The organism is Hydrogenophaga defluvii (assembly GCF_042665235.1).
GTDB classification, from domain to species: domain Bacteria; phylum Pseudomonadota; class Gammaproteobacteria; order Burkholderiales; family Burkholderiaceae_C; genus Hydrogenophaga; species Hydrogenophaga defluvii_A.
On sequence record NZ_JBHTBZ010000005.1, the window covers coordinates 104,500 to 123,706 of the forward strand.

At 65.0% G+C, this 19,207-nt stretch carries 19 protein-coding genes; 13 read left to right on the plus strand and 6 right to left on the minus strand.

The features are described 5' to 3' along the window. Nucleotides 1-8 precede the first annotated feature (8 nt). From pheA to lapB, 7 genes are all read left to right on the plus strand, one after another. On the plus strand, nt 9-1,106 hold the full coding sequence (pheA, locus tag ACFQU0_RS02290; RefSeq protein WP_382198456.1) for a prephenate dehydratase: 1,098 nt from the start codon (nt 9-11) through the stop codon (nt 1,104-1,106). A gap of 2 nt (nt 1,107-1,108) precedes the next feature. Further along, complete coding sequence (locus ACFQU0_RS02295) at nt 1,109-1,990, plus strand: prephenate dehydrogenase (RefSeq protein WP_382198458.1); 882 nt, start codon at nt 1,109-1,111, stop codon at nt 1,988-1,990. Continuing rightward, a complete protein-coding gene (locus ACFQU0_RS02300; RefSeq protein WP_382198460.1) occupies nt 1,990-4,026 on the plus strand; it encodes a bifunctional 3-phosphoshikimate 1-carboxyvinyltransferase/cytidylate kinase in 2,037 nt (678 codons plus the stop codon). The genes ACFQU0_RS02295 and ACFQU0_RS02300 overlap by 1 nt, the downstream gene beginning before the upstream one ends. A 158-nt stretch (nt 4,027-4,184) precedes the next feature. Continuing rightward, nucleotides 4,185-5,864 carry a 30S ribosomal protein S1 gene (gene rpsA / locus ACFQU0_RS02305; RefSeq protein ID WP_382198462.1) on the plus strand — a complete coding sequence of 560 codons (1,680 nt, stop codon included), beginning with the start codon at nt 4,185-4,187 and terminating at the stop codon, nt 5,862-5,864. A gap of 57 nt (nt 5,865-5,921) precedes the next feature. Next, nucleotides 5,922-6,251 carry an integration host factor subunit beta gene (locus ACFQU0_RS02310; RefSeq protein ID WP_382198464.1) on the plus strand — a complete coding sequence of 110 codons (330 nt, stop codon included), beginning with the start codon at nt 5,922-5,924 and terminating at the stop codon, nt 6,249-6,251. A 33-nt stretch (nt 6,252-6,284) separates the two neighbouring features. Beyond that, on the plus strand, nt 6,285-6,536 hold the full coding sequence (locus ACFQU0_RS02315; protein WP_382198466.1) for a lipopolysaccharide assembly protein LapA domain-containing protein: 252 nt from the start codon (nt 6,285-6,287) through the stop codon (nt 6,534-6,536). After that, nucleotides 6,526-7,671, plus strand: coding sequence for a lipopolysaccharide assembly protein LapB (lapB, locus tag ACFQU0_RS02320; protein WP_382198468.1), 1,146 nt, complete (start codon nt 6,526-6,528; stop codon nt 7,669-7,671). Before ACFQU0_RS02315 ends, lapB begins: the two co-directional genes overlap by 11 nt. Nucleotides 7,672-7,842: 171 nt before the next feature. Here the strand turns inward: lapB and rplS are convergent, their stop codons facing one another. From rplS to rpsP, 4 genes are all read right to left on the minus strand, one after another. Then, on the minus strand, nt 7,843-8,199 hold the full coding sequence (gene rplS, locus ACFQU0_RS02325; RefSeq protein ID WP_382198469.1) for a 50S ribosomal protein L19: 357 nt from the start codon (nt 8,197-8,199) through the stop codon (nt 7,843-7,845). A 109-nt stretch (nt 8,200-8,308) separates the two neighbouring features. Then, nucleotides 8,309-9,103, minus strand: a complete 795-nt coding sequence (trmD, locus tag ACFQU0_RS02330; RefSeq protein WP_382198471.1) for a tRNA (guanosine(37)-N1)-methyltransferase TrmD — start codon at nt 9,101-9,103, stop codon at nt 8,309-8,311. 14 nt (nt 9,104-9,117) lie between these two features. Continuing rightward, a complete protein-coding gene (rimM, locus tag ACFQU0_RS02335) occupies nt 9,118-9,714 on the minus strand; it encodes a ribosome maturation factor RimM (RefSeq protein WP_382198473.1) in 597 nt (198 codons plus the stop codon). A gap of 66 nt (nt 9,715-9,780) precedes the next feature. Further along, nucleotides 9,781-10,035, minus strand: coding sequence for a 30S ribosomal protein S16 (rpsP, locus tag ACFQU0_RS02340; protein WP_382198475.1), 255 nt, complete (start codon nt 10,033-10,035; stop codon nt 9,781-9,783). Nucleotides 10,036-10,211: 176 nt separating this feature from the next. Between rpsP and ACFQU0_RS02345 the strand changes: the two genes are divergently transcribed. Further along, complete coding sequence (locus tag ACFQU0_RS02345) at nt 10,212-10,733, plus strand: GNAT family N-acetyltransferase (protein ID WP_382198476.1); 522 nt, start codon at nt 10,212-10,214, stop codon at nt 10,731-10,733. Between the two features lie 7 nt (nt 10,734-10,740). After that, nucleotides 10,741-11,187 (plus strand): NINE protein, encoded by a 447-nt coding sequence (locus ACFQU0_RS02350; protein WP_382198478.1) that lies wholly within the window; start codon nt 10,741-10,743, stop codon nt 11,185-11,187. Here ACFQU0_RS02350 and ACFQU0_RS02355 read toward each other — a convergent pair whose 3' ends face one another. Further along, nucleotides 11,188-11,553 carry a DMT family protein gene (locus ACFQU0_RS02355; RefSeq protein WP_382198480.1) on the minus strand — a complete coding sequence of 122 codons (366 nt, stop codon included), beginning with the start codon at nt 11,551-11,553 and terminating at the stop codon, nt 11,188-11,190. It abuts the gene before it with no gap. Nucleotides 11,554-11,577: 24 nt separating this feature from the next. Further along, nucleotides 11,578-12,573, minus strand: coding sequence for an AEC family transporter (locus ACFQU0_RS02360; RefSeq protein WP_382198482.1), 996 nt, complete (start codon nt 12,571-12,573; stop codon nt 11,578-11,580). A 29-nt stretch (nt 12,574-12,602) separates the two neighbouring features. Between ACFQU0_RS02360 and ACFQU0_RS02365 the strand changes: the two genes are divergently transcribed. From ACFQU0_RS02365 to ACFQU0_RS02380, 4 genes are all read left to right on the plus strand, one after another. After that, nucleotides 12,603-14,081: a potassium/proton antiporter gene (locus ACFQU0_RS02365; protein WP_382198484.1), complete on the plus strand. Its 1,479-nt coding sequence runs from the start codon at nt 12,603-12,605 to the stop codon at nt 14,079-14,081. 100 nt (nt 14,082-14,181) lie between these two features. Next, the gene (locus ACFQU0_RS02370) at nt 14,182-14,865 is read left to right on the plus strand and encodes a TetR/AcrR family transcriptional regulator (protein WP_382198486.1); all 684 of its coding nucleotides are present in this window, start codon (nt 14,182-14,184) and stop codon (nt 14,863-14,865) included. After that, nucleotides 14,862-15,995 (plus strand): efflux RND transporter periplasmic adaptor subunit, encoded by a 1,134-nt coding sequence (locus ACFQU0_RS02375; protein ID WP_382198488.1) that lies wholly within the window; start codon nt 14,862-14,864, stop codon nt 15,993-15,995. The genes ACFQU0_RS02370 and ACFQU0_RS02375 overlap by 4 nt, the downstream gene beginning before the upstream one ends. 16 nt (nt 15,996-16,011) lie before the next feature. Then, complete coding sequence (locus tag ACFQU0_RS02380; RefSeq protein WP_382198490.1) at nt 16,012-19,188, plus strand: efflux RND transporter permease subunit; 3,177 nt, start codon at nt 16,012-16,014, stop codon at nt 19,186-19,188. Nucleotides 19,189-19,207 lie beyond the last annotated feature (19 nt).

Here is a 19,207-nt window from a genome sequence, read left to right on the forward strand (position 1 = left end):
ACACTGCCATGAGCCAACCCATCCAGTCCGAAGCGCTGGGCGCCCTGCGCGTGCAAATCGACAGCATCGACAAACAGCTGCTGAGCCTGCTCAACCAGCGCGCCCACGTGGCCGAGCAGGTGGGTGAAATCAAAAAGGCCGAGGGTTCCCCTTTCTTCCGCCCCGACCGCGTGGCGCAGGTCATCGACAAGATACAGAACGCCAACCAGGGCCCGCTGCTCAACCAGCATGTGGCCGCCATCTGGCGCGAAATCATGTCGGCCTGCCTCGCACTCGAAGCACCGCAGCGTGTGGCCGTGCTGGGGCCGGAAGGCACCTTCACCGAACAGGCCGCCATCGAATTTTTTGGCAGCGCGGCCAACATGATCTACTGCGCCAACTTCGACGAGGTGTTCCACGCCACGGCGGCCGGTACCGCGCAGTACGGCGTGGTGGGCATGGAAAACTCCACCGAAGGGGTGGTGGCGCGCTCGCTGGACCTGTTCCTGCGCTCGCCCGTGCATGTGGTGGGCGAAGTCAGTCTGCTGATCCGCCACAACCTGCTGCGCCAAGTCAACAGCCTGGACGGCATCGAGGTCGTGATGGCCCACCCGCAGGCGCTGGCGCAGTGCCAGGGCTGGTTGTCGCAGCACCTGCCACATGCCGAGCGCCGCGCGGTGTCGAGCAACGCCGAAGGTGCGCGCCTGGCCGCCACCAACCCGGCGTGGGCCGGTCTGGCCAGCGAACGCGCCGCCGCCCAGTTTGGGCTGCACATCGTCGCCCATGCCATCCAGGACGAGGCCTACAACCGCACCCGTTTTGCCATCATCTGCCTGCCGCAGACGCTGGCCATGCCACCCGCCTCGGGCAAAGACTGCACCAGCTTGGTGGTGTCGGTGCCCAACCGCCCGGGCGCCGTGCACGATCTGCTGGTGCCGCTCAAGAACAACGGCGTGTCCATGACCCGTTTCGAGTCGCGCCCGGCCAAATCCGGCCAGTGGGAGTACTACTTCTACATCGACATCGCTGGCCACCCGTCGCAGCCCAATGTGGCGGCGGCGCTGGCCGAATTGAAGGGCCTGTGCGCCTTCTACAAGGTGCTCGGGGCCTACCCGGTGCAAGACTGAACATGTTTGAACAGCTGGGCCTGATCGGCTGCGGCCTGATGGGCGGCTCGTTCGCCCTGGCACTGAAACGGGCCGGCCTGGTCAAGCAGGTCGTGGGCTACAGCAAGTCGCCTACCACCACAGCCAAGGCCCGGCAACTGGGCGTGATCGACGTGGAGGCACCGTCGGCGTTGCTGGCGGTGTCGGGCGCCGACATCGTGCTGGTGGCCGTGCCGGTGGCCGCCACCGAAGACACCTTCAAGGCCATACGCCACCTGCTCACACCCCAGACACTGCTGATGGACGTGGGCTCGACCAAAAGCGACGTGGTCGCGGCCGCCCAACGCGTGCTGCGCGACCACCTGACGGGCTTTGTGCCCGCCCACCCGATTGCGGGCAAGGAAGTGGCCGGCGTCGAACATGCCGACGCCGACCTGTACGTGAATCGCCAGGTCATCCTCACCCCCACCGAACACACCAGCCCAACACACGCCGACCGGGCAGAACAGCTGTGGCGCGCCTTGGGGGCGCAGGTGTTGCGCATGAGCCCGCAGCAGCACGACGCCACCTACGCGGCGGTGAGCCACCTGCCCCACCTGCTGGCCTTTGCCTACATCAATGGCCTGGCCTCGCAACCGCAGGGCCAGCAGTTCATGGCCATGGCAGGGCCAGGCTTTCGGGATTTCAGCCGCATAGCCGCCAGCGACCCCAGCGTGTGGCGTGACATTTTGCTGGCCAACCGCGACGAGGTGTTGGCCCAGAGCCGCCACTTCCGCGCCGCACTCGAGGTGCTGGAGCAGGCGGTGAGCGAACAACGTGCCGACCTGCTGGTGCCCCTGATCGAACAGGCCCGAGCGCTGCGCAGCCCGTGGCAGATGCCAGCCACAAAGAACACCGACGACTGATGTACGACATACCGTTCCTTGACCTGCCGCCCCTGCAAAGTGCCGCTGGCACCGTGAGCCTGCCCGGCTCCAAAAGCATTTCCAACCGCGTGCTGCTGCTGGCCGCTTTGAGCGAAGGCCGCACCGTCGTGCACGACCTGCTGGACTCGGACGACACCCAGGTGATGCTGACGGCCCTGCGCACCCTGGGCTGCGGCGTGGACGCACAAGCCGACGGCACGCTGGCCATCACCGGCCTGGGCGGCAGCTTGCCCCAGCCCAACGCCGATTTGTTTTTGGGCAACGCCGGCACCGCCATGCGCCCGCTGTGCGCCGCACTGGCTTTGCTGGCCACCCAGCACGGGGGTCAGTTCGATCTGCGCGGCGTGCCCCGCATGCACGAACGCCCCATCGGTGACCTGGTGGACGCACTGCGCCAACTGGGCTGCCCGGTGGACTACCTCGGCAACGAGGGCTACCCACCGCTGCGCCTGGGCACAGGCCAGGCGGGAACGCTTCAGTTGGGTCAAGCCATCCGCGTGCGCGGCGACGTGTCCAGCCAGTTCCTGACCGCCCTCTTGCTGGCGCTTCCGCTGGTGGCCAGCAAGGATGTGGTGATCGACGTCGTTGGCGAACTGATCTCCAAGCCCTACATCGACATCACGCTCAAGCTGCTCGCGCAATTTGGCGTGGCGGTGCAGCGCGACGGATGGCAGCGCTTTACCATCCCGGCCGGCAGCCGCTACCGCTCACCGGGCGACGTGTTCGTGGAAGGCGACGCGTCGTCGGCCAGTTACTTCATCGGCCTGGGCGCGATCGCCAGCGACACCGGCATCACCGTGCAAGGCGTGGGCTTGGCGTCCATCCAGGGCGACATCCGTTTTGTGGAAGCCGCACAGGCCATGGGCGCACAGATCACGGGCGGCCCCAACCACCTGCACATCCGGCGCGGTGCGTGGCCCTTGAAGGCCATCGACCTCGACTGCAACCACATCCCCGACGCCGCCATGACGTTGGCCGTGATGGCGCTCTACGCCGACGGCCCGACCCGGTTGCGCAACATCGCCAGCTGGCGCGTGAAAGAAACCGACCGCATCGCCGCCATGGCCACCGAGCTGCGCAAGCTGGGCGCCACGGTGGAAGAAGGTGCGGATTTCATCCGCATTGAACCGCTGGCGGCGGGCGGCTGGAAACCCGCATCCATCCACACCTACGACGACCACCGCGTGGCCATGTGCTTCTCGCTCGCCACCTTCAACCCCGACCGGGTGCCGGTGCGAATCGAAGACCCCAAATGCGTGGCCAAGACCTTCCCCGACTACTTTGAAACCCTGTTCGAGGTGGTCACACCGGTGGTGCAGCAGGTGCCGGTGATCTGCATCGACGGGCCCACCGCGTCGGGCAAAGGCACGTTGGGCGCCGCCGTGGCACAGGCCCTGGGTTACCACCTGCTGGACTCGGGCGCGCTGTACCGCCTGGTGGGCCTGGCCGCCGAACGCGCCGGCCTCTCCACCGCCAGCGAAGACCTGGCCCACCCCGAACACGGCGCCCGCATGGGCGCCCTGGCGCAGGCACTTCAGGTGCGGTTTGATGGCGATAGCATCTGGCTGGACGGCGACAACGTCACCGACGCCCTGCGCACCGAGGCCGCCGGCATGGCCGCATCGCGCGTGTCGGCCGTACCGGCCGTGCGCCAGGCCTTGCTGGCCCTGCAACACGGTTTTGCGCGTCTGCCCGGCCTGGTGGCCGACGGCCGCGACATGGGCACGGTGATCTTCCCCCAGGCGCCGCTCAAGGTCTTCCTCACGGCCAGCGCCGAGCAACGTGCCGACAGGCGCCATAAGCAGTTGATTTCCAAGGGGATTCCGGCTACACTCGACAGTCTTTTGGCAGACCTGAAAGCGCGCGACCTACGGGACAGCACCCGCAAAGACGCCCCCCTCAAGCCCGCCGAAGATGCCAAGCTGCTGGACAACTCCAGCCTGGACGTCGAGCAATCGGTGGCGCAGGTGCTGTTGTGGTGGCAAGGCACGCGGCCTTTTAACTTGCAAAAGTAAGGGCCGCACCGGCCCAGAAAGCCCCGCCGGGTATTCACACCGCCCGCAGGCCCGATGGTTCATTCAACCAACCCGCGCATCCCGCGCATTTGTCAACGCTGCATCCGGTCACCCCGGCACCTCAAAAACGCTGGCCCGTCTGCAGATTAGGAAACCCCATGTCTGAATCTTTTGCCGCCCTGTTTGAAGAATCCCTCAAGCGCGCCGAAATGCGCTCCGGTGAGGTCATCACCGCCGAGGTGGTTCGCATCGAACACAGCCACGTGGTCGTCAACGCTGGCCTGAAGTCGGAAGCCTATGTTCCGCTCGCCGAGTTCAAGAACGACCAGGGCGAACTCGAAGTCCAAGTGGGCGACTTCGTGTCCGTGGCCATCGACTCCGTTGAAAACGGCTTTGGTGACACCCTGCTGAGCCGCGACAAGGCCAAGCGTCTGGCCTCCTGGATGGCCCTGGAAAAGGCCCTGGAATCCGGCGAATTCGTCACCGGCACCACCTCCAGCAAGGTCAAGGGCGGCCTCAAGGTCATGGTCAACGGCATCAGCGCCTTCCTGCCGGGCTCGCTGGTGGACAGCCGTCCGACCAAGGACCTGACCCCCTACGAAAACAAGACCCTGGAATTCAAGGTCATCAAGCTGGACCGCAAGCGCAACAACGTGGTGCTGAGCCGCCGCGCCGTGGTGGAAGCCTCCATGGGCGAAGAGCGCGCCAAGCTGATGGAAACCCTGCGCGAAGGCGCGATTGTCCAGGGCGTTGTCAAGAACATCACCGAATACGGTGCCTTTGTGGACCTGGGCGGCATCGACGGCCTGCTGCACATCACCGACATGGCATGGCGCCGTGTCCGCCACCCGAGCGAAGTCGTTCAGGCCGGCCAGGAAATCACCGCCAAGATCCTCAAGTTCGACACCGAGAAGCACCGCGTCTCGCTGGGCCTCAAGCAGATGGGCGACGACCCGTGGATGGGCGTTTCGCGCCGCTACCCGCAAGGCACCCGCATGTTCGGCAAGATCACCAACATCGCCGACTACGGCGCGTTTGTCGAGCTGGAGCCGGGCATCGAAGGTCTGGTGCACGTGTCCGAAATGGACTGGACCAACAAGAACGTTGCGCCTTCCAAGCTGGTCTCGCTGGGTGACGAAGTCGAAGTCATGGTCCTGGAGATCGACGAAGACAAGCGCCGCATCTCGCTGGGCATGAAGCAGTGCCGTGCCAACCCCTGGCACGAGTTTGCCGAAGCCACCAAGCGCGGTGACCGCGTCAAGGGCCCGATCAAGTCCATCACCGACTTCGGCGTGTTCGTCGGCCTGGCCGCTGGCATCGACGGTCTGGTGCACCTGTCCGATCTGTCGTGGAACGAGCCCGGCGAAACCGCCGTGCGCAACTACAAGAAGGGCCAGGAAGTCGAAGCCATCGTGTTGGCCGTGGACGTCGAGCGCGAGCGCATCAGCCTGGGCATCAAGCAGCTGGACAGCGACCCCTTCACCACCTTCGTGTCGATCAACGACAAGGGTGCCGTGGTGACCGGCAAGGTCAAGACCGTGGATGCCAAGGGCGCCGAGATCGATCTGGGCGAAGACATCCTGGGCTACCTGCGCGCCTCCGAAATCAGCCGCGACCGTGTGGAAGACGCACGCAACGTGCTGAAAGAAGGCGACGAAGTGACCGCTGTGGTGGTCAACATCGACCGCAAGACCCGCAACATCCAGCTGTCGATCAAGGCCAAGGACCAAGCCGACCAGCAAGAAGCCATGGCCACCCTGAGCCAGTCTTCGGGCAACGCCGGCACCACCAGCCTGGGCGCCCTGCTGCGCGCCAAACTGGACAACAACGAGAAGTGATGACAGCGTGACCCGGCCGCCTTTGTGCGGCCGGTCACCTGCTACCTAGCCCATCTCATGACCCGAAGTGACCTTGTGGAAGCCCTGGCCGACCGTTTTGGCCAGCTGACCCAGCGCGATGCGGAATTCGCCGTCAAGTCCATCCTGGACGCGATGAGCGAGGCCCTCGTCAACGGCCACCGCATAGAGATCCGTGGCTTCGGCAGCTTTTCGGTCAACCACCGCTCGCCTCGCATGGGCCGCAACCCACGCTCGGGCGAGAAGGTGGCCATCCCCGAAAAACGTGTGCCCCATTTCAAACCCGGCAAAGCCTTGCGCGAGCAAGTCGATGCCCGGACGTCGGCCATGCTGAACACCGTCGCAGACACGACCCTGGTGAACGCCTGACGACTACAATCATCCCGCCACGAAAGGGATGACTTGAAATACCTCATGTGGCTGCTCAAGGCAGCCATTTTTTTTGCCCTCTTCGCCTTTGCGCTGAACAACCAGGCGCCGGTGCATGTGCATCTGTTCTTTGGTGCCTACTGGCAGGCGCCACTGGTGCTGGTACTGCTCATTGCTCTGGTGCTCGGTGTGGCTTTGGGCGTGCTGGTGATGCTGCCCGTCTGGCTGCAGGCCCGGCGCACCCGAACGGCCCCACCTCCCGCCAAGCCGCTCCATGGATCTTGATCTGACCTGGCTCCTGTGGGGCCTGCCCCTGGCCTTTGCCGCCGGCTGGCTGGCCTCGCGTTTTGACTTGCACCAGTGGCGGCTGGAGGGCAGGCGTGCCCCCAAGGCGGTTTTTCGCGGGCTCAACCAACTGCTCAACGAGCAACAAGACCGCGCCATCGACTCCTTCATCGAAGCGGTACAAAACGACCCCGACACTTCCGAACTGCACTTTGCGCTGGGCAACCTCTTCCGCCGCCGAGGCGATTACGACCGCGCGGTGCGCGTGCACGAACACCTGCTGGCACGGGGTGACCTGTCCCAAAAAGACCGCGACCGCGCCCAGCACGCGCTGGCGCTGGACTTCCTCAAAGCCGGCCTGCTGGACCGCGCCGAAGCCGCCCTGCGTCAACTGGAACATTCCGCCTTCGCTGACGAAGCGCGACAGGCGCTGCTGGGCATCTTCGAGCGCGCACGCGACTGGCCACAGGCCATCGCCATGGCCGAACAACTCGACAAGGAACACACCGGCGCCTACCAACTGCGCCTGAGCCATTTTTTGTGTGAAATGGCCGCGGCAGCCAGCAAACGCCAAGCCACGGATGAGGCGATGCAACTGCTGGCGCAGGCCCGCACACGCGCGCCCGATGCGCCCCGCCCCCATGTGGAAATCGCCGCGCTGCAGCAATCGCAACAACAACCGGATGCGGCGCTGGACACGCTGTTGGCCCTGGCCGCCACCCACCCTCAAACCCTGCCCTTGGTGGCCCATCCCATGGCCCAACTGGCGCAGCAGACCGGGCGAAGCGAGGCTGTGCGGGCGCGGCTCGAACAGCTGCAACCCACGCCACCGTCCATTGATGTCACCGAGGCCATTGCCGGCCTCAGCACCGACCCCACCATCGCACGCGGCACCTACCTGCGCCATCTCGAAAGCGAAGCTTCGTTGGTGATGGCGGCGCGCTGGCTGGCGGGCGAATCGCTGGGCGGCACCCAGCAGCAAGCCTTGGTGTTGCGCGCGCTCGACCACGCCACCCAACCCCTCAAACGTTACCGCTGCGCCGCCTGTGGGTTTGAGGCCAAGCAATATTTCTGGCAATGCCCCGGGTGCCAGAACTGGGACAGTTACCCCACCCGCCGGGTGGAAGAACTGTGAGGTAACCGCCCCCCGCGCCGCCTTCGGCGTCACCCCCCAGGGGGCGATGCCTACCGACTGGCAAAGCCAGATCGGCGGCATCCCCGGCCGTAACACAACGCTCCGTGTGCTGGGTGAGAAAGCAAAAAAAAACCGCTGCGATGCAGCGGATTTTTCTGAGGACCGGGTTGCTTACGCGCCCAGCTTTTCCTTGATACGGGCCGACTTGCCGCTGCGATCGCGCAGGTAGTACAGCTTGGCGCGGCGCACATCACCGCGGCGCTTGACTTCGATCTTGGCAATGCGAGGGCTGTACAGCGGGAAGGTGCGTTCCACACCTTCGCCGTTGGAGATCTTGCGGACGATGAAGCTGGAGTTCAGGCCACGGTTGCGGCGAGCGATCACCACACCTTCGTAAGCCTGCAAACGCTTGCGGGTGCCTTCAACCACGCTCACGCTGACGATCACGGTGTCGCCAGGCGCAAAAGTGGGGATTTCCTTGTTCAGGCGAGCAATTTCTTCTTGCTCAAGGGTCTGGATGAGGTTCATGGTTTCCTGTTGATGGTCATGCACGCGCTGCACAAAAGGCCCCAAATCCAACGCCATGCAAGATGGACAACGGTCGGGGCGGCCGAGCAGAGGACCGCAGAGCCCGCGATTATAGCTTGTCGGGCGAGTGCCTGGCAAGCCACAACTCGTCGGCTTTGCTCAGCCCACCTTGGGCACGAACGGCCGCCAGCACATCGGGCCGCGCCTCAGCGGTCACCGCCAAGCTGGCTTCGCGACGAAAACGTTCGATGCGGGCATGGTGCCCCGAGAGCAAGACCTCGGGCACGGCCTGCGCGCCATGAGGCCCTTGCCACACCTCGGGCCGGGTGTAGTGGGGGCAGTCGAGCAAGCCGTTCAAGGCTGGGTTGAAGCTGTCCTGCTGGTGGCTGCCGGCATCGCCCAGCACGCCGGGCAACAGGCGGGCCACCGCGTCCAACAAAGCCAGCGCGGCGATCTCGCCCCCCGATAAAACGAAATCCCCCAGGCTCATTTGGTGCGTGACATAGGTGTCGATGAAACGCTGGTCCAAGCCCTCGTAGCGGCCACACACCAAAACAGCCCCCCGCCCCTCGGCCCAACGCGCCACCTGCGGGTGATCAAGGCGTTGGCCCGCCGGTGAAAAGAGGACCACGGGCGCCGGCGCATCGGACGGTTCAGCCTCGGCTGCTTGGCGCGCCATGCGGATGGCGTCCAGGCAGCGCGACAAGGGCTCGACCATCATCACCATGCCGGGGCCGCCGCCAAATGGGCGGTCGTCCACGCGGCGGTACTGCCCATCGGCAAAATCGCGCGGGTTCCAGAAGTGCACCTCCACCTGGCCTGACTCGAACGCACGGCGGTTGATGCCGTTGTGCAGAAACGGCGTGAACAGTTCGGGAAACAGGGTGAGGATGTCGAAGCGCATGGCGCGTTCCAACCTCAGTAGTCGGTCTGCCAATCGACCGTGATGCAGCGCGCGGCGAGGTCGACCTTGTCGACGTAAACCGACACAAAAGGAATCAAACGCTCGGCAGGTTTGCCGGCGTCCTCGCCCGCGTCAGGGCCTTGTGTGTAGTCCAGGCACAAGACGGAATGAGGGCCTGTGGGCATGAGGTCTTTGACCACCCCCATGTGCACCCCTTCACGGTTCACCACGTCCAGCCCCAACAAATCGACCCAGTAGTACTCGCCATCTTCGGCAGGCGGAAAGTGCTGCCGCGAGATGAAAATGCGGGCGCCTTTGAGGGCTTCGGCGGCCGTTCGGTCTGGCAGGCCGGCGAGCAAAGCCACGAGGCCCTTGGCGTGTTCCTTGATCTCATCCACGCGCGCCGAAACGACGCCGTCGAAGGCGGCAAAGCCACGGGCATAGCGGCCCTCGGGTGGGCACAGAAACCAGTCTTTGGAATAGAAGAGTGCCTGCGGATCGGCGCTGTGGGAGTGGACATGCAACCACCCCTTGATGCCCCAGGCTTCGGCCAGGCGGCCCACTTCCACCGCGTCGGCGGGCAAGGAGGCTGGGGTCAGACCGGCAATCATGCGTGTGGGGCGCTCAAAAAGAAACAGACCCCGGGCGAAAAGCACGGGGTCTGTGGGGTCACACGATCAGGCAGCGGCCTTGGCAGCGTGTTGCTTGACCAGGCGGGCCACGGTGTCGGAGGCCTGTGCACCCACGCCAGTCCAGTAGGTCAGGCGATCTTGGGCGATGCGCAGGGGCTCTTCGCCGCCCTTGGCCAGGGGGTTGTAAAAACCGATGCGCTCGATGAAGCGGCCATCGCGGCGGTCGCGCTTGTCGGCCACAACAATGCTGTAGAACGGACGGGCTTTTGCGCCGCCGCGGGAGAGTCGAATGACGACCATGATTTATCCTTCGGGTGGTGGTGACAGACACAACTCTCTCGGAGAGGACCTGGCACCGCAAAATTTTGCAACGCTTGAGACACACGACTGACCACCCGGTCAGCGAAACGCCGCAAAGCCCGCGATTATAGCCTTCACCGGCGTTGTGCGCCATACCGACCGAACGACCACCTGCCATGCCCCTGATTCGCCCGAGCACCGACCACGACATTGCCGCCATCACCCGCATCTACGCCCACCATGTGCTGCACGGCACGGGCACCTTCGAGACCACGCCACCGACCGAGGCCGACATGGTCACCCGCCGCGCGGACGTGTTGTCCAAAGGCTTGCCCTGGCTGGTGCTGGAAGACGGAGGCAACGTCATCGGGTTTGCCTACGGCAACTGGTTCAAGCCCCGCCCGGCCTACCGCTTTTCGGTGGAAGATTCGATTTACCTGGCCCCCGAAGCGGCCGGCAAAGGCCTGGGCCGCGCGCTGCTGGCCGAGCTGCTGGCCAAGCTGCAAGCCGGTGGCGTGCGCAAGGTGATGGCGGTCATCGGCGACTCGGCCAATGCCGGCTCGGTGGGCGTGCACGCCGCGCTCGGGTTCGAACGGGTCGGCGTCGTCAAGTCCTGCGGCTGGAAATTTGACCGCTGGCTGGACATCGTGCTGATGGAGAAAAGCCTGGGCGAAGGCGACAGCACGCGTCCGGAATAAGCACACCATGCACACCAAGAACAAAACCGTCGCCGCCTGGCTGGCCTTGCTGGGTGGCCCGCTGGGCCTGCACCGCTTCTACCTCAAAGGCCTGGGCGACACCCTGGGCTGGCTCTACCCGCTGCCCACCGCGCTGGGTCTGTGGGGCGTGGAGCGCCTGCAAAGCCTGGGGCAGGACGACAAACTGTCATGGCTGCTGATCCCGCTGCTCGGCTTCACCGTGGCCAGCACCTGTCTGACGGCCATCGTCTACGCGCTGACAGACCGTGCACGCTGGAATGCGCGCTACAGCACCTCGACTGAGAGTGGTGCCGGCAACACCAACGGGCTGACCATCACGGCCATTGTGGTGTCGCTGCTGGTAGGTGCCGGCTCGCTGATGGCCAGCCTGGCTTTCAGCTTCCAGCACTACTTCGAATACCAAGTTGAGGAAGCGCGAAAAATAAGCCAGTGATCAGTTGCTGCGGAACATGAAGTACACCGCGCCCACCATGCACAGGCCGGCCCACAGAAAGTCGAGCTTGAGTGGCTCCTTCATGTAGAAAACAGCAAAAGGCACGAACACGCTGAGCGTGATCACCTCTTGCATGATCTTGAGCTGGGCCACGCTGAACTGGGTGTGGCCAATGCGGTTGGCGGGCACCTGCAGCAGGTACTCGAACAGCGCAATGCCCCAGCTCACCAGCGCGGCCACCAGCCACGGCGATGCCGCGTGGCTGCGCAGATGGCCATACCAGGCAAAGGTCATGAACACGTTGGAGGCGATCAGCAGACCCACGGTCTGCACCGACACGGGCAGGGATTGCAAAAAGGTGATCATGGCCACTCCAGTGAAACGACGCCCTCAGGACACCAACCACATGACCACGCTGAGCGTGACCAAACCCATGGCGGTGGACACCCCCACGCTGGCGGTCACCACGTCTTCGGCCACCTGGTAGCGTTGCGCAAACAAGAACACATTGGCGCCGACCGGCAGCGCGGCGGCCACCACCATCACCGTCCAGGGCAGGCCGGTCAAACCCCACGCCCAGCCACTGAACGCCACGCAGGCGGGCAGCGCCAAATTCTTCAGTGCGGTCACCCACAAGGTGTGTCGCCACAGGCCTGCGACGCGGGTGCGCGCCATGGTCACCCCCACCAGCAACAGCGCGATGGGACCAAACGCATTGGCCAGCAATTGCAGCGGTTTGTCCACCACCACGGGCAGCCCCCAACCCGTCTGGCCGTACAACAGCCCACACAGAATGGGCAGCGGAATCGGGTGGATGACGGTGCTCTTGACGGCCGCACCGACCGTCACCCACAGCGACGTGGCAGCAGCCCCCGACGCCCTCGCTTCTCGGGCGACCACCAGTTCGAAGACGATGGTGATCACCGTCAGCAGCACCAGCGCATGCACCGAAATCAGCGTCAGCAGCGTGACCAGGCCGGCTTTGCCATAGGCCAGCTCCACCAGAGGGATGCCGATCATCACCGTGTTGGAGAACACCCCGGCCAAGGCAAATGCCACCGAACGCCTGTCCAGCCCCTGGAAGGCCAACAGCGCAAAAAACAAACCCAGCGCGGCACTGAAGTACACCAGCAAGGGCAAGGGGTCGAGTTGCTCGACACGAACCGAGCTCATGGTCCGGAACAGCAAGGCCGGAATCAGCACCAGAAACACCAGGTTGGAGAGGTCGCGCACCGCGCCGTCGCGTATCCAGTGCAAACGCCCCGCCAAAAACCCCAGGGCAATCAGCAGCACCACCGGCGTGAGCGAAACCAGAACAGGGTGTTGGGCAGGAAAATTCACGGCCGCGATGTTACCCGCAGCCTGCAGGTGATCAAGGCTGGGCAAGGCACCGCTTCTGTTAGTGTCAAGGGATGATGGCGCTTTCCCTCGACTTTCTTTCGCTGCCCCTGCTGGCGGCGGCGGCGCTGGTGTTTGCCAGCGTGCTCGCAGGCCTGTTCTCTGCCCGCCTGGGTTTCTCGTTCTTGTTGGTGTTTCTGATCGCTGGCCTGCTGGCGGGCGAGGACGGCCCCGGCGGCCTGAGATTCGACGACTTCCGTTTGAGTTTCTGGGTCGGCAACGTGGCCTTGGCGGTGATCCTGCTCGACGGTGGTTTGCGCACCGAACAAGCGACCTTTCGCACCGGTTTGCGGCCCTCATTGCTGCTGGCCACGCTGGGCGTTGTGCTGTGCGCAGGCATCACGGGCGCTGCCGCCCACTGGCTGCTGGCACTGGACTGGCCACGCGCCCTGCTGCTCGGCGCCATCGTGGGCTCCACCGATGCGGCAGCGGTGTTTGCCCTGCTCAAAAACTCCGGTGTCCGGCTGAATGAGCGTGTGGCCGCGACACTGGAAATCGAGTCCGGTATGAACGACCCGATGGCGGTGTACCTGACGCTGGCGCTGATTGGCGTGGCGCTCAGCGCACAAGACGCCGGCCAGGCCGGCGTGCTCGCCTGGCTGCAGTCCTTTGTGTTGCAGTTTGGGCTGGGCGCCTTGCTGGGCATTGGTGGCGGTTGGGCCTTGGCCGAACTGCTGCGCCGGGTCCAGTCCCGATTCGACACGGGCGACGGCGTGCTGGCCTTGCTGCTGGTCTCGGGCGGTCTGGCGGTGTTTGCCTTCACCACATGGGCAGGTGGTTCGGGTTTTCTGGCCGTGTATGTGCTGGGGGTGGTGGTGGGCAACCGGGCCAAGCAGGCCGTTGCCCCCGCGCTGGCGGCCATGGATGGCTATGCCTGGCTGGCCCAAGCCGGTATGTTCTTGTTGCTGGGCCTGCTGGCCACGCCCGGTCAAGTCGCCAACACCTTCTGGCCGGCGCTGGGGTTGGCGGTCGTGTTGATGGCCGTGGCCCGCCCCCTGTCGGTGGCGCTGTGCCTCTGGCCCTTCCACTTCACGCGCCGTGAGATCGCCTACATCGCCTGGGTGGGGCTGCGCGGCGCCGTGCCCATCGTGCTGGCCATGTTCCCATTGATGGCCGGGGTCGAGGGGGCTCAGATATTTTTCAATGTGGCTTTGGTGGTCGTGTTGGCCTCCTTGTTGCTCCAGGGCTCCACCATTGCCCTGGCCGCACGCCGGCTGGGGCTGGCCTTGCCCGACCCGGACGACACGGCGCACACCCGCCAGGTGTTCGGCGACTTCGCGCTGGCGGCCCACACCCCGCTGTCGGATCTTTGCGCTTTCTACAACCTGCCACCCCCAGCCGATGCGCACCTGTCCGTCGCACAGTGGCTGACAGCCACGCTCAACCGCCCACCGGTGGTGGGTGATGCCATGCGGCTGGGGAACGCCGAACTCAGTGTCCGCGAGATGGACGACGGGCACATCACACGCATAGGCATTCGCCTGTTGGAAGACTGAAAAGGTCGAATCGGGGACGCTTTACACGGCATTGACCGAACGCCGTGTGCGCCAAGACGGGGATGCGCTATAGTTAATAACCAACTGGTCATTAACATCCATGTCCGCCCCAGCCTCCCCACCGCCACCCGACGCCGACACGCGCCACAAGCGCGAGCGCCGCAAGGAGGCGCGCCCGGGCGAGCTGCTGGACGCGGCGTTGGACCTGTTCGTGGAAAAGGGCTTCGCCGCGACCCGCGTGGAAGAGGTGGCCGCCCGAGCGGGGGTGTCCAAGGGCACCCTGTTCCTGTACTTCCCGAGCAAGGTCGATTTGTTCAAAGCGGTGGTGCGCGAAGCCATCAGCGGCCGTTTTGACGAGTGGAAAGCCGAGATGGACAGCTTTCCCGGCGACACCGGCGAACTGGTGCGCGAATGCATGCTGCGCTGGTGGGAGCGCATTGGCAACACGCGCGCCTCAGGCATCACCAAACTGGTTATGAGCGAAGCAGGCTCCTTCCCGGAGATCGCCGCCTTCTACACCCAAGAAGTGATTGAACCGGGCAATGTGCTGGTGCGCACCATCTTGGAACGCGGCGTCAAGCGGGGCGAGGTGCGCGACATCGACATCGACAGCGCCTGCCACAGCATCATCGCGCCCATGATTTTTCTGACCATGTGGAAACACTCGCTGGGCCCCTGTTGCGCGGTGCAACCCACGCTGGACCCACGTGCCTTCATCCTGGCCCAGGCCGACATCCTCACCCACGGCCTGCTCAAACCTTCCACCCGGACACATTCGACATGAAACGCTGGATCACCTGGTTGTTGTGGGGCGCACTGCTGCTGGCGGTTGTGTTGGGTGTGGCCCGGGCCTTGAACGCCCGCAAAACCCAGCAGGCCGCCGCCACACAGGCTGCCAACGCCCTGCGCGCTGACGCCGTGCTCGCGCTCAATGCGGGCGACGTGCTGGTGGCCCAGCCCACCGACATGGCAACCAACGTGGCCTTGTCCGGCCCGCTCAAAGCCGTGCGCAGTGCCGCAGTGAAAGCCAAGGTGGCCGGTGAACTGCAAGGCCTGACGGTGCGCGAAGGCGATAGCGTGCGCGCCGGCCAGGTGATTGCCCGCATCGACAACACCGAAGGCCTGGCCCGTGTGCGCCAGGCCAGCGAACAAGCCGAGGCCGCGCAGGCCCAGGTGGCCATTGCCCAGCGCCAGCGCGACAACAACCAGGCCCTGGTCAACCAGGGCTTCATTTCGCGCACCGCGCTCGACACCTCGCTGGCCAACCTCGACGCCGCCCAGGCCAGCCACAAGGCGGCGTTGGCCGCCCTGGACATCGCCAAAAAGGGCTTGGCCGACACCGAGCTGCGCGCCCCAATCAACGGCCAGGTGGCCAGCCGGTTGGTACAAAACGGCGAACGTGTGGGCCTGGATGCGCGCATCGTGGAGATCGTCGATCTGTCCGCGCTGGAACTGGAGGCGGCGCTCGCGCCCGCCGACGCGCTGGCCGTGCGCGTGGGCCAAAAAGCCGAGCTGACCATCGAAGGCGCTCCCCTGCGTGTGCCTGCCACCGTGGCGCGCATCAACCCCACCGCGCAGGCCGGCAGCCGCAGCGTGCTGGTTTACCTGCAACTCCACACCACCGACGGCCTGCGCCAAGGCCTGTTCGCACAAGGCCAACTTCGCACCGGCGAGACACAAGGTGTGGCCGTGCCGCTGTCGGCCGTGCGCACCGACAAGCCGCAACCCTACCTGCAACTGGTGCGCGACGGCAAAGTGGTGCACCAGACCGTGACGCTGGGCGCACGTGGCCGCGTGTTGGACGAGGACTGGGTGGCGGTGGCGCCGCTGAACGCGGGCGATCAGGTGCTGCGCGTGGCCGTGGGCGCACTGCGCGAAGGCACGGCGATCAGCCCGACCGCGCAGCCCAAATAAGCCCGGACACCCCACCATGTGGTTCACTCAGGTTTCGCTGCGCAACCCGGTCTTTGCGACCATGGTCATGTTGGCCTTTGTGGTGCTGGGGGCCTTCTCCTACCAGCGCCTGCAGGTCGACCAATTCCCCAACATCGACTTCCCCGTGGTGGTGGTCACCACCACCTACCCGGGCGCCTCACCCGAGATCGTCGAATCGGAGGTGACCAAGAAAGTTGAGGAGTCCGTCAACGCCATTGCGGGTATCAACAAGCTGACTTCGCGCAGCTACGAAAACCAGTCGGTGGTCATCATCGAATTCCAGCTGCACATCGACGGCCGCAAGGCGGCCGAAGACGTGCGGGAAAAAATCGCGCTGCTCAAACCGCTGTTGCGCGATGAGGTGGAAGAACCCCGCGTGCTGCGCTTCGACCCGTCCAGCCGCGCCGTGTGGTCGGTGGCTGTGCTGCCCGAGGCCAACGGGCCCACCGCAGCCGAACTCACCAACTGGGCCGACCAGACGCTCAAAAAGCGACTTGAAAACGTGCGCGGTGTGGGCTCGGTCACGCTGGTGGGGGGCACCCAACGGGCCATCAACATCGAGCTCATCCCGTCGGCCATGGAGGCCATGGGCATCACACCCGAACAAGTGGTGAACGCGGTGCGCAGCGAGAACCAGGACCTGCCCGTGGGCGCACTCAAGTCGCGCGAGCAGGAACGGGTGGTGCAGGTGCAGGCGCGCATGGCCCGGCCACAGGACTTTGAACGCATCATCGTGGCCCGCCGCAACGGCCAACCGGTGTACCTGCAGCAGGTGGCCCAGGTGGTGGACGGCACCAACGACGTGGAAAGCCTGGCCCTCTACAACGGCCAGCGCACCCTGCTGCTGCAGGTGCAGAAGGCGCAGGACGAAAACACCATCGCGGTGACGGACGGGCTCAACACCGCCCTGGCCGAGTTGCGCACACAGTTGCCCTCCGGGGTTCGGCTGGAGCCCATCGGCGATGCGGCGCGCCCCATCAAGGTGGCGGTCGACAACGTGCGCCGAACACTCATCGAAGGCGCCGTGCTGACCGTGCTGATCGTCTTCCTGTTCCTGAACTCGTGGCGCTCCACCGTCATCACCGGCCTCACGCTGCCCATCGCCCTGATCGGCACCTTTTTGTTCATGCAACTGTTTGGCTTCACCATCAACATGATCACGCTGATGGCGCTGAGCCTGTGTGTGGGCCTGCTGATCGACGACGCCATCGTGGTGCGCGAGAACATCGTGCGCCACGTGCAAATGGGCAAAACGCCCTACCAGGCGGCCATGGAAGGCACGCAGGAAATTGGCCTGGCGGTGTTGGCCACCACGCTGTCCATCGTGGCGGTCTTCCTGCCCATCGGCTTCATGGAAGGCATCATCGGCAAGTTTTTCCACGAGTTCGGCATCACCATCGTGGCGGCGGTGCTGATCTCCATGTTCGTGAGTTTCACGCTCGACCCGATGTTGTCCAGCATCTGGCACGACCCTGCCATCGACCAACACGGCAAACCTTTTGTGCCGGTGACGCTTTACGACAAAACCATCGGTCGACTGACACACTGGATAGACCGCGCACAAGACCACCTGGCCGATGGCTACCAGAACATCCTGCGCTGGTCGCTCAAACACAAGCTGGCTACGCTGAGCGTGGCGCTGGCCACTTTTGTCGCCAGCATCGTGATGGTGCCGCTGCTGGGCACCGAATTTGTGCCCAAGGCCGACTTTTCCGAAACCTCGGTCACCTTCCACACGCCCGTGGGTTCGTCGCTGGAAACCACCGAATCGCGCGCCGCGCAGGTGGAAGCCATCGTCCGCGAGTTCCCCGAAGTCAAATACACCCTGACCACCATCAACACCGGCAACGCGCAAGGAAAAATTTACGCCAACGTCTACGTGCGGCTGGTGGACCGCAAGGACCGCACCGTCAGTGTGGACGCGATGTCGGCCAAACTGCGCGAGCGGCTGCGGCAAGTGGCGGGCATCACGGTCACCCACGTGGGCCTGCTCGATCCGGTGGGCGGTCAGAAGGCGTTGGAGTTCTCACTTCAAGGCACCGACCTCAAGGAACTGGAGCGCCTGAGCCAGCAGGTGCTGGAGCGCATCCGGACCATCCCCGGCCTGGTGGACCTCGACGCCAGCGTCAAACCCAACAAGCCCACGGTGGACATCGTGCTGCGCCGCGATCTGGCCTCGGACGCCGGTGTGGGCGTGGCCAGCGCCGCCAGCGGCCTGCGCACCCTGGTGGCCGGCACCACGGTGGGCAACTGGCGCGCGCCCGACGACCAGACCTACGACGTCAACGTGCGCCTGCCGGCGGCTGAACGCGCCCGCCTGGGCGACCTCGCCCAGTTGCCGCTGGTGACCGGCACCCAGGCCGATGGCAGCGCCCGCGTGGTGCGTCTGGGCCAGGTGGCCGAGGTGCGCGAGGCCACCGGCGCCAACCAGATCAACCGCCGCAACCTCACCCGCGAAGTGAGCATCAGCGCCAACAGCTACGCCCGCTCCACTGGCGAAGTGTCGGCCGAAATCCGCCAGGTGCTTGACAGCATCGCCTGGCCCCCCGGCTACCGCTACGAGTTCGGCGGTTCCACCAAAAACATGCAGGAGTCGTTTGGCTACGCCATCTCGGCCCTGCTGCTGGCCATCGTTTTCATCTACATGATCCTGGCCAGCCAGTTCAAGAGTTTCCTGCAGCCATTGGCGCTCATGAGCTCGCTGCCGCTCACGCTCATTGGCGTGGTGCTGGCGCTGCTGATGTTCCGCTCCTCGCTGTCCATGTTCTCGGTGATTGGCGTGGTGATGTTGATGGGCCTGGTGACCAAAAACGCCATCCTGCTGGTGGACTTCGCCATCCGCGCCCGCGAGGGCACACCCGACCACCCGGCGGTGGGCCGCGAAGACGCCCTGCTGATGGCCGCGCGCGTGCGCCTGCGCCCCATCCTCATGACCACGCTGGCCATGGTGTTTGGCATGGTGCCGCTGGCGTTTGCGCTCACCGAAGGTTCGGAGCAACGCGCCCCCATGGGGCAGGCGGTGATTGGGGGCGTCATCACCTCCTCGCTGCTCACCCTGGTGGTGGTGCCGGTGGTGTACTGCTACATGGACGACCTGGCCCAGTGGGGCCGCCGGTGGATGGGTCTGGCGCCAGCGCCCGCGTTGCCAGAAACGACACACACCCCCCGGTAAAATCGAAAACCCTGATTGA